This is a genomic window from Deltaproteobacteria bacterium (genome assembly GCA_022340465.1).
Classification (GTDB): Bacteria; Desulfobacterota; Desulfobacteria; order Desulfobacterales; family B30-G6; genus JAJDNW01.
The window spans coordinates 1-15,524 of record JAJDNW010000029.1 but is presented as its reverse complement, the minus strand read 5'-3'; the positions used below and the strand labels follow the sequence as shown (position 1 = coordinate 15,524).

12 protein-coding genes are annotated in these 15,524 nt (G+C 55.7%); 4 read left to right on the top strand and 8 right to left on the bottom strand.

All coding sequences use genetic code 11. The features are described 5' to 3' along the window. Positions 1-16: 16 nt before the first annotated feature. The 4 genes from LJE94_05295 to LJE94_05280 all read left to right on the top strand — a co-directional run bounded on the left by LJE94_05295 (position 17) and on the right by LJE94_05280 (position 6,427). Complete coding sequence (locus tag LJE94_05295) at positions 17-3,286, top strand: methylmalonyl-CoA mutase family protein (GenBank protein MCG6909523.1); 3,270 nt, start codon at positions 17-19, stop codon at positions 3,284-3,286. A 349-nt stretch (positions 3,287-3,635) separates the two neighbouring features. Further along, positions 3,636-4,811, top strand: coding sequence for an acetyl-CoA C-acetyltransferase (locus LJE94_05290; protein ID MCG6909522.1), 1,176 nt, complete (start codon positions 3,636-3,638; stop codon positions 4,809-4,811). A gap of 191 nt (positions 4,812-5,002) precedes the next feature. Further along, positions 5,003-5,854, top strand: a complete 852-nt coding sequence (locus LJE94_05285) for a 3-hydroxybutyryl-CoA dehydrogenase (protein MCG6909521.1) — start codon at positions 5,003-5,005, stop codon at positions 5,852-5,854. A gap of 21 nt (positions 5,855-5,875) precedes the next feature. Next, positions 5,876-6,427 (top strand): XRE family transcriptional regulator, encoded by a 552-nt coding sequence (locus LJE94_05280; GenBank protein MCG6909520.1) that lies wholly within the window; start codon positions 5,876-5,878, stop codon positions 6,425-6,427. Positions 6,428-6,665: 238 nt separating this feature from the next. Here LJE94_05280 and LJE94_05275 read toward each other — a convergent pair whose 3' ends face one another. From LJE94_05275 to LJE94_05240, 8 genes are all read right to left on the bottom strand, one after another. Continuing rightward, positions 6,666-7,154, bottom strand: a complete 489-nt coding sequence (locus tag LJE94_05275) for an amino acid-binding protein (GenBank protein ID MCG6909519.1) — start codon at positions 7,152-7,154, stop codon at positions 6,666-6,668. 70 nt (positions 7,155-7,224) lie between these two features. Continuing rightward, positions 7,225-8,748 (bottom strand): AMP-binding protein, encoded by a 1,524-nt coding sequence (locus tag LJE94_05270; protein ID MCG6909518.1) that lies wholly within the window; start codon positions 8,746-8,748, stop codon positions 7,225-7,227. 20 nt (positions 8,749-8,768) lie between these two features. Next, a complete protein-coding gene (locus tag LJE94_05265) occupies positions 8,769-9,167 on the bottom strand; it encodes a universal stress protein (protein MCG6909517.1) in 399 nt (132 codons plus the stop codon). 185 nt (positions 9,168-9,352) lie between these two features. Next, positions 9,353-10,174 carry an ABC transporter ATP-binding protein gene (locus tag LJE94_05260; protein ID MCG6909516.1) on the bottom strand — a complete coding sequence of 274 codons (822 nt, stop codon included), beginning with the start codon at positions 10,172-10,174 and terminating at the stop codon, positions 9,353-9,355. A 91-nt stretch (positions 10,175-10,265) separates the two neighbouring features. Continuing rightward, entirely contained in the window at positions 10,266-11,501 is a 1,236-nt protein-coding gene (locus LJE94_05255) for an ABC transporter substrate-binding protein (protein MCG6909515.1), read from the bottom strand. A 102-nt stretch (positions 11,502-11,603) separates the two neighbouring features. Further along, positions 11,604-12,698 carry a branched-chain amino acid ABC transporter permease gene (locus LJE94_05250; protein ID MCG6909514.1) on the bottom strand — a complete coding sequence of 365 codons (1,095 nt, stop codon included), beginning with the start codon at positions 12,696-12,698 and terminating at the stop codon, positions 11,604-11,606. Between the two features lie 3 nt (positions 12,699-12,701). Further along, positions 12,702-13,595 carry a branched-chain amino acid ABC transporter permease gene (locus LJE94_05245; protein ID MCG6909513.1) on the bottom strand — a complete coding sequence of 298 codons (894 nt, stop codon included), beginning with the start codon at positions 13,593-13,595 and terminating at the stop codon, positions 12,702-12,704. After that, a complete protein-coding gene (locus LJE94_05240) occupies positions 13,592-15,520 on the bottom strand; it encodes an AMP-binding protein (GenBank protein ID MCG6909512.1) in 1,929 nt (642 codons plus the stop codon). Before LJE94_05240 ends, LJE94_05245 begins: the two co-directional genes overlap by 4 nt. Positions 15,521-15,524 lie beyond the last annotated feature (4 nt).

The following is a 15,524-nucleotide window of genomic DNA, read 5'->3' as shown; positions in this document are numbered from 1 at the left end:
TGAGGAGGAACGTTTAGTGGAAACAGAAGTCTACAAGCCTGAAAACAACATCCGCGTCGTCACAGCAACGTCGCTTTTCGACGGCCACGACGCATCCATCAACATCATGCGCCGGATACTGCAAAGTACCGGTGTGGAGGTAATCCACCTGGGCCACAACCGGTCGGTCAAGGAGATCGTCGATGCCGCCATCGAAGAAGATGCCCAGGGCATTGCCGTTTCCAGCTACCAGGGTGGCCACATCGAATTTTTCAAATACATGGTGGACCTCCTCAAAGAAAACGGTGCGCCCCACATAAAAATTTTCGGGGGTGGGGGCGGCGTTATCGTACCGGAAGAAATTCGGGAGCTTCAAGCCTACGGCGTTACAAAAATTTACTCTCCCGAAGACGGTGCCTCCATGGGGCTGCAGGGACTTATCAACCACATGACCAGGGAACTGGACTTTCCGATGGCGGGCATTGATGACGCCCCGGACCTCGCCGCGCTCTCGCCGGAAAACCGGCTGGTGGTAGCCAGACTGATGACTACCGTCGAGCAGGCTGTTGACGACGACGCGTTTGACCTGGACAATCTGAGGACCAGGCTGGACGAAAAAATCGAGGACCGGACGATACCAGTCATCGGCATTACCGGAACAGGAGGGGCGGGCAAGTCCTCCCTCACCGACGAATTGATTCTACGGTTTCTGCACGACATGCGGGACATTCGCATCGCCATCATCAGCAGCGATCCCTCCCGGCGTAAAACCGGTGGTGCGCTTTTGGGGGATCGCATCCGCATGAACGCCATTAAAAACCCCAGGATTTTCATGCGCTCGCTGGCAACCCGCCATTCCAGCACGGAGATTCCGCTGGCCCTGGGTGAAGTGATCCGAGTCGCCAGGGCCGCCGGCTACGACCTGGTCATCGCCGAAACAGCGGGCATCGGGCAGGGAGATTCGAACATCGTCAACCTGAGCGATCTTTCCATCTATGTGATGACCAGCGAATTCGGGGCCGCTTCCCAGCTGGAAAAAATCGATATGCTCGACTATGCCGACCTGGTGGTGGTCAACAAGTTCGAAAAACGGGGCAGCGAGGATGCCGTCAGGGATGTACGCAAGCAGGTTCAGCGCAACCGTAACCTGTGGGAAAAGTCTCCCGGGGAGATGCCCGTATTTGGCACGATTGCCTCCAAATTCAACGATGACGGGGTCACGGCGCTCTACCATGCCATTATCGATACCGTCGAAGCCAAAACCGGTATTCGGTTTGAATCCGGGCTGCAACGGCCGCCGGGAACCACCTCCTCATCCAAAACCATCATCATCCCCCCGGAACGGACCCGCTATCTTGCCGAAATCGCGGAAGAGATACGGCGTTACCACCAAAAAACAAAAGACCAAGGCAATCTTCTCCGCAGGATATGGCATCTCGAAGAGGCGGAAAAGGTGCTCTCCCTGACTGAAGACAATGCCGGCGCCGCCCTGGACCGTTTGAAACGGGAGCTCGAAGGGACCCGGGCCGCATTGGGCCCCGAGGCTCCGGCGCTGCTCGAGGAGTGGGAACGAATCAATGAAGCCTACCGGAAGGACGAGCTAGTCTATCGGGTTCGCGACCAGGAGATACGCGTACCCCTTTTCGTGGAATCATTGTGCCACCAGAAAATCCCTAAAATCGCCCTGCCGGAATTCGAGGACCCCGGTGAAATCTACCACTGGATGCGCGGTGAAAATGTGGCCGGGCACTTCCCCTTCACAGCCGGCGTTTTCCCTGTAAAAAGGGTAGACGAAGATCCCACGCGCATGTTCGCCGGTGAAGGGGATCCCGCCAGAACCAATCAACGCTTCAAACTTCTTTCGGCGGACAGCAAGGCAAAACGGTTGTCCACGGCTTTCGACTCCGTAACCCTTTACGGCTACGACCCCGACATCCGTCCGGATATCTACGGAAAAGTGGGCACCTCCGGCGTCAGCGTCTGCTCCCTCGAGGATGTCAAAACGCTGTACGACGGCTTCGAGCTGTGCGCGCCGAACACCTCGGTTTCCATGACCATTAACGGTCCGGCCCCCATTGTCCTGGCCATGTTTCTCAATGCAGCCATCGATCAGCAAGTCGACAAGTACCGGCTTGAAAACGGCGGTGAGCCGACGTCCGAAACCTACGCCAGCATCAGGGAGCACGTGCTCGGCAACGTACGGGGAACCGTGCAGGCAGACATTCTCAAAGAAGACCAGGGGCAGAACACCTGCATTTTTTCCATTGAGTTCGCTCTCAAGATGATGGGTGACATCCAGCAGTACTTCATCGACAACCATGTGCGCAATTTCTACTCGGTGTCCATATCCGGGTACCACATCGCGGAGGCCGGCGCCAACCCCATCACCCAGCTGGCCCTGACCTTGGCCAACGGGTTTACCTACGTGGAGTACTACCTATCCAGGGGAATGCCCATCGACGCCTTTGCCCCGAACCTGTCTTTTTTCTTTTCCAACGGGATGGACCCGGAATACACGGTAATCGGCCGGGTGGCCCGCCGGATTTGGGCCATTGCCATGAAAAACCTCTACGGCGGGTCCCCGCGCTCACAGATGCTGAAATACCACATTCAGACGTCGGGGCGCTCCCTCCACAGCCAGGACATCCAGTTCAACGACATCAGAACGTCGCTGCAGGCCCTCTGCGCCATATACGACAACTGCAACAGCCTGCACACCAATGCCTTCGATGAAGCCATCACCACCCCCAGCAACGAATCGGTCAGGCGCGCACTGGCCATCCAGTTGATCATCAACCGGGAGTGGGGGCTGGCCAAAAACCAAAACATGCTCCAGGGCAGCTTCATCGTGGAAGAGCTTACCCGGCTTGTTGAAGAAGCCGTCCTCTACGAATTCGAGAGAATCAGCGAGCGCGGCGGCGTGCTGGGAGCCATGGAAACCGGCTACCAGCGCAGCAAGATTCAGGAAGAATCCATGTACTACGAGAGTCTGAAACACACCGGCAAACTGCCCATCATCGGCGTCAACACCTTCAGGGACCCGGATGCCGAATTCGAGGTGCTTAGCGAGGGCCTCGAACTGGCCCGGGCGACCGAGGAGGAAAAGCAGTCGCAGCTGAAACGGCTGGCCGACTTTCAGAAGCAAAACGAGGCTGCCGCGCCGGAGGCGCTGGAACGGCTCCAGCAAGTGGCCCTTGCCGGCGACAACATTTTCGAGGAACTGATGAACACGGTGCGCCGTTGCAGCCTGGGGCAGATTACCCAGGCGTTGTATGATGTCGGCGGCCAGTATCGCCGCAACATGTAGCAATGAATTTGAGCAAAATGGCTTCCATTTTGCTCAAATTCATTACGTGACGGCTCTGCGGGCCTATACCGGAAAACGTTTATAATTGCTATCGCTACTAAGAGCAATCAATGTTCGTTTCGATGATTTTTTCCTTCAAATTAGGATTCAAGGAACCAGGGGTTCGAGGGTTCAAGTGAAACAGAAACGAGTTCATGGCGTATAGACCATGGCACGCTATAAGCTATGCGCTTTTTCCACTTGGCCCCTGGACCCCTTGGATCCTTGAACCCTGATAATATTGCTCTGATAAATTTAATTCAAAATTGATTACATTAAGAATGTCAGCAGTAAACAAGGGAGATTAACCATGAAAGAAGCAGTTATCGTCAGTGCCTGCCGGACAGCCCTGGGGAGTTTCAACGGTTCGCTGGGTCAAACCGGCGCCACCGACCTGGGGGCCGTCGTCATCCGCGAAGCGGTCAAAAGAGCCGGCATCGAAAAACACGACGTCAACGAGGTGATCATGGGGCAGGTGCTCCCTTGCGGCTACGGCCAAAACCCCGCCAAGCAGGCCGCCGTAAAGGCGGACATGCCCTGGGAGGCGGAATGCATCACCGTCAACAAGGTCTGCGGTTCATCCCTGAAATCAATTATGCTGGCCGCCCAGGCCATACAGGTGGGAGACGCGGATGTTGTCGTCGCCGGCGGGATGGAAAATATGAGCCTGGCGCCCTATTATCTGGACAAGGCACGCTTCGGCTACCGTATGGGGGCAGGCAAACTCGAAGACCACATGCTGCATGACGGCTTGTGGGACGTGGTCAACGATTTCCACATGGGTATATCCAACGAGCTTTGCTCCGAACGCTACGGCGTCAGCCGCGAGGACCAGGACCGGTATGCGGCAACCTCGTATGAACGGGCTCTGGCCGCCATCGCCGCCGGACGCTTCGAAGACCAGATCGTCCCCGTCGAGATCCCCCGGCGCAAAGGGAACCCGGTGACATTTGCGAAAGACGAATGCCCCCGGGAGACAGGCTATGACGCGCTGTCCAAGATGAAACCGGCCTTCCGTAAAGACGGTCTGGGCACCGCCGGCAATGCCTCGATTATCAGCGACGGGGCCGCCGCGGTGGTGGTCATGTCCAGAGAAAAGGCCCGGGCCCTGGGCTGCCGGGTTTTGGCAAGCATCGGCGCCCAGGCATCTTTTGGCATCGACATGAAGTATGTGCTCGTGGCTCCCATGTACGCCATTCCCAAATGCTTGGACAAGGAAGGTATCAGCCAGGAAGACGTGGATCTTTTTGAAATCAACGAAGCCTTCAGCGGTTCTACGGTGGCGGTGATGAAGGAGCTTGACCTGGATCACGCCAGGGTCAATGTCAACGGCGGCAGCGTCGCCCTGGGTCACCCCATCGGCGCCAGTGGCTGCCGCGTCCTGGTGACCCTGCTGTATGAAATGATCCGGAAGGATAAAAAGACCGGGATGGCCTCGCTCTGCCTGGGCGGCGGAGAAGCGGTGGCACTGATCATCAAGCGATAAGGGGGCTGTTCCACGTGGCGCTCTGGCAGTGATAAATCCCTGCGCTACATAAATTCGTATTCGTAAGTTAAAAAGATAACATTTCGTTAAGCAAAACTTTCTTCCGATGTAGGCCAAGGCTATAGCCCTGATTGTGAAGTGATCAACGAATCTTTAGAACTTTTTAAACTTAAAATTTACAGGAGGAATATATGACTGTTCAGACATTCGGCGTCATCGGTGCCGGTCAGATGGGAAACGGTATTGCCCAGGTGGCAGCCATGAGCGGATTGCAGGTGATCATGAACGACATCAGCGATGAATTTGTCCAGCGCGGCCTCGGCACCATCACCAAAAACCTGGAACGCGCCGTGGCCAAAGGAAAATTGCCTGAAGATGAAAAGCGTGCAGCGCTCGACCGTATTCAACCCAGCTTGAAACTGCAGGATATGGAGGCCGCCGACTTTGTGGTCGAAGCCGCCACGGAAAGGGAGGATCTCAAGTTCAAAATTTTTACAGGCCTGGACGCGATCTGCAAGCCCGGAGTGATCCTTTCCTCCAACACCTCTTCGATACCCATCGGACGCATCGCGGCCCAGACCAAGCGCCCGGACAACGTGATCGGTATGCACTTCATGAACCCGGTGCCGGTAATGAAGCTGGTGGAGGTCATCCGGGGCATCGCCACATCGGACGAAACGTTCAAAACCACCTGGGACCTTGCCGTCAGGTTCGGCAAAACACCGGCGGAAGCCAATGACTTCCCGGGCTTCATCGCCAACCGCATTCTTCTGCCCATGATCAACGAAGCGGTTTACTGCCTTTATCACGGCGTGGGAAAACGCGAAGACATCGACACGGTCATGAAGCTGGGCATGAACCACCCCATGGGACCCCTGACTCTGGCGGACCTCATCGGACTGGACACCTGCCTGGCCATCATGGAAACCCTGTACAACGGGTTCAACGACTCCAAATACCGGCCCTGCCCCCTGTTGCGGAAGTATGTGGAGGCCGGCTGGCTCGGGCGCAAAACCGGCAAGGGATTCTACGATTACAATTAACCCCAACGCTGCGTAAACAACATGGCTAAAAAAAAAACCGATAGCAAGATTTCCGTTGGCGCAAAGATAAAAAAAGCCCGGACAGCCAAGAAGCTGGGCTACGAGCAGCTGGCCAACGAGACCGGATTTTCCGTCGACTACCTTAAAGAGATTGAATCCGGAAAAACCACACCACCGGTGGGAACACTTTTACAGATTGCCCGGGCTCTCGAGATCGACTCCGGCACGTTGCTGAAGGCCGACGAAAGCAAAATGAAGCGCCGGATCAAGGCCTACACCAAGCGGACCGACAACTACGCCTACACCACGCTGACGCCTGGGGCCGAAAACAAACACCTGAAGGCCTTCCTCGTAACCATCGACCCCATGCAGGACCATGTCGGTGTGGGCTACCAGCACGAGGGTGAGGAGTTCAACTACATTCTCGAGGGAACCGTGGAGGTGAAGGTCGGCGACCACATCAACAAGCTCAAAACCGGCGACTCCCTGCACTTCAATTCCGGCATTTCCCACAACCTGCGCAATATCGGAAAAAAGGAAGCCAAGCTGCTGGTCGTCATCTACGGGCCCTGACACTGACAGGCTGGAAATTCTATAGTGTTTGTCAGAATAACGTTCCGTTTGCCCTAAGCGGGTGGCGGGTTTATTTTACAAAGCACCACATCAAACCAAAGCATACCCTGTGCCCGCCGGATCGATGATATGGTGCTCTGAAAAATAAACCCGCCACCTTCCAATCCAATATTGACGTGGAACCTATTTATGGCAAATGCTCTAATTTAGAAAGGAATGCCGACATGACTTTCGAAAATTACTCCGAGAAAATTTTCGTTGCCAGGTCGATGTCTTCCGGGCAGAATACGAAAAGACACTTGGCGTCTGGAGATTGAACCGAGCCGTAGACGTAGTTGATGTTGATGCCCGCTTCACCGAACCGACTGGTGATTTTGGCCAGTTCCCCCGCTTTGTTATCCAGTTCCAGCGCGATAACCGGCATCATGTCGAAAAGGTACTCGTGTTTGGAGAGAAGGTCAATGGCCTTGTTGGTCATGCCGTCCCCCGGCAGCAGTCTGATCAACGCGAACATGGCCGAGTCCTTGCGCATCGAATTGTAGCTTGCCGGCGAGGCTATCCGTTTGAGGGATTTCCCGCGGGCCTTGAACAGTTCCTGCACATAGCTGGATGCGTCCTGAATCGTGATGGCATCGATGTTGATGCCCGCTTCCCCGAAATAGGTGGCCAGCTTGCCCAGTTCCCCGGGCTCATTCTTCATGAACAGCGATATTTCCGTGCGTACCATTTGAGCGCTCCTTAGAAATGTGCTTTGCCGCTTAAAAAAGAATCACGAAATCACCTCTATTTTCAGTTAGCTATTGTTCCCCGCCATATTGCTTTTTCACGGTCTCCCGGTCCGGTGATCCGTCTTCCAGAACCGGCATTGCGTCGACGAACTCGACGTAGCCGGGTTTTTTGAAACGGGCGATCCGTTCACCGACAAAGTCGATCAATGCCTCCGGCGTCAGGCTTTCTCCTTTTTCAAGACAACACACAGCCTTGATCCCCTCTTTCCATTTGGGATCGGGCACGCCGAAAACCACGGTTTCCGCCACGGCCGGATGCTGCAGGATCACTTTTTCCACCTCGGCGGGGTAGACATTCTCGCCGCCGGGCTTGATGAGCTCCTTTTCAGGCTTGCGTCCCGCGTACCACAAAAAGCCGTCTTCGTCGAAGCGGCCCAGGTCGCCGGTGTGGTGCCAGCCTCCACGAAAGGTGTAGGCATTGTCTTCCGGAAGGTTCCAATAGCCCTTGAAAACCATGGGACCCCTCATGGTAATCTCGCCTGTATCGCCGGTGGCAACCGGCCGGTCATGGTCGTCTACCAGCTGTACCACCCCCAACGGAACCGTCTTGCCGGCAGAACCGGGCTTTTCATCGTAGCGCCCCATGGTGGCGGCACAGGACGTTTCGGTCTGACCATACATGCAGAAAAACGTCCCCCCGGTCATTTCCTGGTATTTCTCGATGGTGTCCGGCGCATCCAGGCCGCCGACACATTTCAAAGATTTTAGCGGCGCTCCGTTTTTCTCCGCTGCCTCGAGGATGGCGGCAAGAATGGGAGCAAATTCAAAAAGCATCGAGACCTGGTGCCTCTCGATCAGCGCGACCGCCTGGCCCGCATCGAATTTGGACATGCTGATGTTGTGGGCCCCGGCTTGAAAGCTGGCCGTGGCCATAAACAGGCCCCCCACATGAAACAGCGGCAGCAGACTCAAATGAACGGTCTTTGCCGACATTTCAAGGTAATAATCGATGGTCAGGTTGGCACACAAAAGGTTTCCGTGACTCAACAGTGCGCCGCGGGGCCTCCCGGCCACGGCAGCCGTGTGGATAATGACAAAACCGTCATCCGCCGCAACATCGGCCGGCGCAAACCCACCGGTGTTGTCCAGCAGGGTCTCGATACCGCAAAAAGACCCGGTGTTGATGTCGAGATTGTAAATGTCTTTCACACTGTCAAGGCGGTCCCGGACTTTCTCCACCAGCTCCGCCTGCCCGCTGCCTGCGAACAGCAATTTGGGTCCGCCGTCATTCAGATTGAAAAGCACCTCTTCCGGAGACAGGCGCCAGTTCACCGGCAGGACGATGGCGCCCAGAGCCGCAGCCGCACCATACAGGAGAAAAAACTCCAGGTTGTTCTTACCCAGAACACCGATGCGGTCCCCCTTTTTCACACCGGCCTGCTGCAGGCCGCTTGCAAGGCGGTCCACCGCTTCCTTGAACTGGCCGTATGTCAGCGCCCTGCCGTCGTCCGCTTCCAGCCAGGCGGGACGGTTGTTGAAGGAACGGGCATTGCGGGCAATCAGGTCATAAAAGGTGAAATCATACAATCCCATAATATTAAGTCAGCTCCTTTTCAGCCGGTGTTGACCGATGTTACCGGGCACCGACACTTTAGAATAATGTACTGGGCGGTGGACCCCAGAATCAGCTTGCTGGTGCGTGATTTTTTTCGAATGCCCACATAGACCTGATCGGCATCGTTCTCGGCGGCGAACATCACGATGTCCTCGCCCGGCGAAAATCCCCTGGCAAGCTGTTCCACTTCTACATCGATGCCTTCCTTCTCCAGATCCGCGCGGATCTGGTCCAGTTCCACCGTTATCTTGCCGATGCTTTCCGGCGTCTCCCCCTTGCCTCCCTCACTCGAATAGACAACCAGCAGCTTGGCGTTGAAGAGCTCGGCATGCTGCTTGGCAACCGCGAGAGCGCTTCTCGATTCATCCGTTCCGTTGAAGCCAACAACTAGTTTCATGGCCTTTTTTCCCCCTGTCATCTTCTGCAACTCCGACCGTCGTCCGGCAACAAGGCTGATCTACCGAAAACCGTATCCATCCCGACCGAACTGCCCCAGATTATCTCCACCATACCACGGCGAAGCCGTAAACTGATTCTATTGCTTCCAACTGACTATTTCAGGTGGAAGCAATAGAATCAGAATTACATCCAGCGCTTGCGCCGCTTATAGGATTTGACTTCCTTAAAAGACTTCCTGCCGCCGCCCTGGGTGACACCCATGTAAAACTCTTTGACGTCGGGATTTTTCTTCAATTCTTTTGAAGGCCCCTCCAGAACGATCTTGCCGGTTTCCATGATGTAGGCGTAGCTCGATATCTCCAGGGCGATCTTGGCGTTCTGTTCCACGATTAAAAGCGTCGTTTGCATCTCCTGGTTGATGCGCTCGACGTTTTCGAAAATCTCCTTGACCAAAAGCGGTGCCAGGCCCAAGGACGGTTCGTCCAGCATGAGCATCGTCGGCGACGACATGAGCGCCCGGGCGATGGCAATCATCTGCTGCTCGCCGCCCGAACAATATCCCGCCAGCCGGTTGGTCACCCGGGAAAGACGGGGGAAATGATCATACATCAGCTCCTGGTCCTTGCGAACATTCTGAGCCCCATCCTTGCGGGTGATGGAGCCCACCCGGATGTTCTCGTCCACCGTCAAATGCTTGAACACCCGGCGTCCCTCGGGAACCATCACCGCCCCCAGCTTGACCACCTGGGTTCCCAGAACATTGGTGATGTCTTCACCCTGGAACTTGATGTGGCCGTCTTTGATGAAGCCGTTCTCCGGCTTGAGCAGGCCGCTGATCGCCCTCAAAGTCGTGGTTTTGCCGGCGCCATTGGTGCCCAAAAGCGACACGATGCCGCCTTTTTGCACACTCAGGCTGACCCCGCGCAGCACCTGAACGATGTCGTTGTAAACGACCTCGATGTTGTTGACATCTAACAGCTTGCCATTGGATGTTTGATTCGCCATAGTTTTCATTTCTGAGCGGGAGGGCTGCACAAGGCAGCCCTCCTGTTTTTTAAAGCGGCTAAGCCGCGTTGCATAACGGCGCTAAGCGCTGTTATTTTTTGATCTTCTGCACATACTCGGAAACGAACGGTGTACCGATTCCATAAAACATACCACCTTTGGAAACGTAGAGCTGCAGGGTATCCACGCCTTCCCGGTCATCCTTTGAATACGTCACCGGACCCACCGTGGTCAGCGGATAAAATGCATTGTACCCGTGCATGGCAAGAAGCTCCTGATACAGGCTTTCACGGGTGACTTTCTTGCCTCGGGCTTTGGCGCGGCGCATGGCCTCTACAGCCACCTGCACGACCATGATGCCGTTGGTGTAGTTGCTGTCGTTGGCCAATTTGTCATCCCGGCCGTATCGCTTTGCCAGAGCCAGCTGGGCATCGGTGCCCGGCCCCTTGGCGGTCATCAACTTGTAAGACGTGGTCCAGTAGTAGTTGTTTTCCGCCGCACTCCCCGCTAGAGCGATCAAACCGGGGCCACCGGCATAGTGAGCGCCCAGGAAGGTAATCTTGCCTTTCTCGCCGTAGGTGGAGGCAATCAAATCCAGACTCTGGGCACTTTTAAGCATGGTTGCCACCGGTGGCTGCACGGTTTGACTGATGACGTATTGGACCCCTTTGTTCTGAAAGCGTTTCAGCATGGCCGTGTTGTCCAGGTCCTTGCCGTGCTCCACCACCTCGACGAGATCGATGGCCAATCCCGCCTCGATCGCCTTTTTTACATCCTCAAGCGGCGCACGGCCGAATGCGGAAGGGTGAATGAACAGGGCTACCTTGGGTTTGCCACTGCCCTTATGGTTTTTTACGACATATTCCGCCAAACCGACTGTCTGGCTGGAATAGGAGGCGATCGGCAGAAACGTGTAATCGCAGCCCTCCAGATTGCCGGCATGAAACGATGCCGGAATTACCGGAATCTTCTCTTCCTGAAAGTCCGCCCTTAATGCCATGGTGCTGCCTGTCGAATAGTTCAGGTAGAAGACAATGCCTTCATCCAGAAAATCCTCGAAATTGCGCTTGGTCGTTTCTGTTTTGTAGGCGTCATCGCGAATGAAGAGTTCTATTTTGTCGTCACCCAACAGTTTTTCGTCATTGACATATTTGGCATAGTCCTCGGCCCCTTTGGAATAGGGGTCGCCGGCATCCGATGTCGGTCCGGTAATCGCTAGAGACAGCCCCATTTTATAGGTTTCTCCGGCCAGGGCCTGGCTGGAAAGCCCCAAGAACAGCAGAAAAGAGATGGTGACCAGTATGAACATGATTTGTTTTCGCTTCATTTTTTTCCTCCCTTTTTTTAGGTTAACCATGGCGTCGTACCGACCATTGACAGTTATTTATCAACCCCGCCCTGTTTCGTCCAAGGCCGGGGTTGCTCAAAATCAGTATCTGAACGGCCACAGCTTGAAATAGTTCCGCATAATGCGCCACCAGTTGGCGATCCCCCGCGGCTCGAACATCAGAAACAGCACGATGACCAGACCGAAGGACAGGGGCCGAAACGCCGTGGCCACGTCTCCGAGGGACGAAATGTAATGCCCGATAAACCCGGCCAGGTTTTCCACCTGCAACTCCAGCATCATGATGGCGGCCGGCCCGACAATGGCGCCCACCAGGGTGCCCAGGCCACCCACAATGGCCATGGCCAAATAGGTAATGGAATGATGCAATAGAAAGGACTCGAAGCCGACGCCACGCCACAGGTAGGCATGCAGGGCGCCTGCCACCCCCGCAAAAAAGCCGGCCAGAGCAAAGGCGTACACCTTGGTAAACCCCGGATTCATGCCCATGGCGTCGGCCGCCCGGTCATTGTCGCGCACGGCCACCAGGCACCGACCGTGTTTGGTGCGCAGCAGGTTTCGCACGGCAAAGCCCAGGACAACCACAAAGACCAGGATCACGTAGTACCAGAAAAAATAGTGCTGGTTGCGCATTACCTTGCCCGTGAACCAGAACACCCGGCCGATGGCGATGGTCTGTCCCTGGTTGAAAAACTTGGAAAAGTTGATAAACCACTGAAAAATCATCTGGAACGAGAGCGTAGCGATCACCAAATAGAGGTGCTTCAGGCGCAGGGACGGCAGGCCGACGATGCCGCCGATCACCGCACCGACCAGGCCGGCCACCAGGATCATCAGGGGCCAGTAGTGCGTCAAGAGCACATGGTTGCCACCCAGGACGCGCGCAAAAGCCGCCAGGCTATAGGCCCCCACCCCCACAAAGGCGGCGTGGCCAATGGAGATCAGGCCGGCAAACCCGGTCAGCAGGTTCAAGCCGTAAACGGCGATGATGGCGATGAGAATGCTGTCGATCACCAGCATGTATTTGTTGCCGACCTCCAGGAAAAGCGGCCAGACAAACGCCACTACCAGGAAACAACTGAAAATCAGCCGGTCGATGTGCGTCAAAAAGATGCGCTGTTCCGCTTTATAGGAAGTAAAAAAGTTGCCCGTGGCTAACCATCGATTTTCAGACATAGACTACACCCGCTCAATTTCATGGATACCGAAAAGGCCATGGGGTTTAAACAGCAGAATGATCAGTAAAATAACGTAGGGCAAAACGTCGGCGGTTCCGTTCAACCCCCAGTGGCCATCCAGATAGCCGGCGGCGAACTGCTGGATCAGGCCCATGATGATGCCGGCCACGATGGCCCCGACAATGGAGTCCAGCCCTCCCACGATCACCACCGGAAAGACGATGATGCCAAAGGAGTGCAGCACGTTAAAATTCAAGCCGGTGATGTTGCCGATAATGCCGCCGGCTGCGGCCGCACTCAAGCCGGCCGTGGCCCAGGCCAGTCCGAACACCCGGGGAACGGAGATGCCGATGGACATGGAGGCAAATTGGTCGTCGGACACGGCCCGCATGGAGATGCCCACGGTGGAGGCCTTGAAAAACCAGGTAAAGGCGCCGATCATAATAAAGGTGATAACGACCCCCACCAGCTGGGTCCATGAAATCGATACCCCCCCAAAGGTAACGGGTGCCTTGGGCAGAAATTCCGGAAATGAAAAGTTGCCGGCGCCAAAGGGCGTCAGGTAGATAATGCCGTCGATTATGGACATCAACCCGATGGTCACCATGATCACCGAGATGATGGGTTCGCCGATCAATCGGCGCAGGAACACGCGCTCCACGCTCATGGCCAGAAAAAAGGTGATCACCATGCTCAGGAGAAAGGAGATCACGATGTGAATGCCTACAAACACGGTCAGGGCATAGGCAATGAAGGCCCCGGAGGCGATAATCTGACCGTGGGCGAGGTTCAAGACACGGCTGGATTTATAGATCAGCACGAACCCCAGTGCCGAAAGGGCATAAATGGAGCCCACCACGACCCCGCTGATGACAAGTTGAAAAAAATAACTCATGCCTCTCCTTCCATTGTGTAAAACGACATGTCGGCCTCCACGGTGGTGGTCTGGCCGTCCTGGTACTGGAAAAACGCCTCGACTCTCTTTTTGCTCACGCTCTCGTCGTAGAGGGCTTCGTAAAGATCCTCGTATTTCTCCCGAACAAATTTCCGGCGAATTTTCCCGGTCTTGGTCAACTCGCCGTCGTCCGTGTCCAGCAGTTTGTAAAGAACGGCGAAGCGTTTGATTTTAAAATGGTCCTGCTCCGCACGCGCGTTGACGTCGGCCACCGCCCCTTTCAGCAGCTCCGCCACTTCCGGTTTGCCGGACAGGTCCATGAAGGTGGTGTAGGAGATCCCCCGGTCTTCGGCCCACTTGCCCACAACGATGGGATCGATGTTGATCAGGGCGGCCACATAATCGCGTTGGTCGCCGAAGATGACCGCCTCCTTTATGTAGGGGCTGAACTTGAGCTTGTTTTCCAGAAACATGGGGCTGAACATCTCGCCCCTGGCATTGTGCATCACGTCGGCCACCCGGTCGATCACCACCAGGTGGCCGTTCTCGTCGATGTACCCGGCGTCCCCGGAATGCAGCCATCCCCCTTCCAGCAGCTCTTCGGTCTGTTCATCTCTTTTGTAGTACCCCGCGCACACCGAGTTCGAACGCGAGAGGATTTCGCCCTCTTCGCTGATTTTACACTCGGTTTCCGGCAGGGGTTTGCCCACCGTGTCGGACCGCACGTCGCCATCGCGATGCATGTAGGCGATGCCGGTGATCTCGGTCTGCCCATAGATCTGTTTCAGGTTGACACCGATGGCCTGGTAAAAGGTGAACAGCTCGGGGCCTAAGGCCGCCCCCCCGGTGTAGGCCCGCCGCAGCCGGCGCAGCCCGATCTGGTTGATCAAAGGGTCCATCACCAGGACCTTCCCCAGCCAGGCCGCAAAGCGCAGGGAGGCCGGCATCTTTTCGCCGCTCATGCGGTAACGGGCCGCCCGTTCCCCGATCTTGATAAACTGGTTGTAGGCCAGACGGTTCAACCAGTAGGATTCGTCGATTTTCAGCCATATCTGCGAGCGGATGGTTTCGTAGATCCTGGGGGCACCGAACATGAAATGAGGCCCGATCTCCTTGAGGTCGGACATGCTGGTTTCCACCGATTCGGGAAAGTTGATGGTGATGCCGGTGGCCATGGCCACGCCGAAGGAGTTCATCTGCTCGCCGATCCAGGCAAAGGGAAGAAACGAAAGATATTCGTCCGTGCTTTCGAGTTTGTCGACCTTGGTGATCTGAATGCCCATGTTGATGTAATTTTTGTGGGTCATCATGGACGCCTTGGACAAACCGGTGGTGCCGGAAGTCAGGCAGAAATGGCACACATCGTCCGGCGCTCCCCGCTCGATGAGGGCTTCGAAGCGCTGCGGATCTTCGACATGGACGGCGTCCCCGAGCGCATACAGATCCCTGATGTAAAGGTACCAGTCGTCCGACCGATAGCCGCGCATGCCCCGGGGATCTTCGTAGATCACCTTGCGCACCGCGGGAATTTTATCCCTAACCTCGACCAGCTTGTCCACCTGCTCCTGGTCGTCGCAGAACACGGCGGTGATATCCATGTAATCGATCAGTTCGGCAATTTCATCGGGAAGGGTGGTTTGGTAGATGCCTGCCGACACCGCCCCTATGGACTGGGCGCCGATGGCCATAAACAGCATTTCCGGAATGTTGTCACCGATCAAAGCCAGCTTGTCGCCTTTTTTAACGCCCACCCTCTCGAGTCCCAGGGCAATTTTGCGAACGTGGTCGTAGAAATCGTTCCAGGTGTAGTTGTTCCAGTAGCCGAAATCCTTTTCACGCAGGGCCACCTTGTTACCGGATTCCTTGACCCGCCAGCGCAACAGCTGCGGAATGGTCATTGTCAACAAATCGCTGTTATCTTTCATGCCA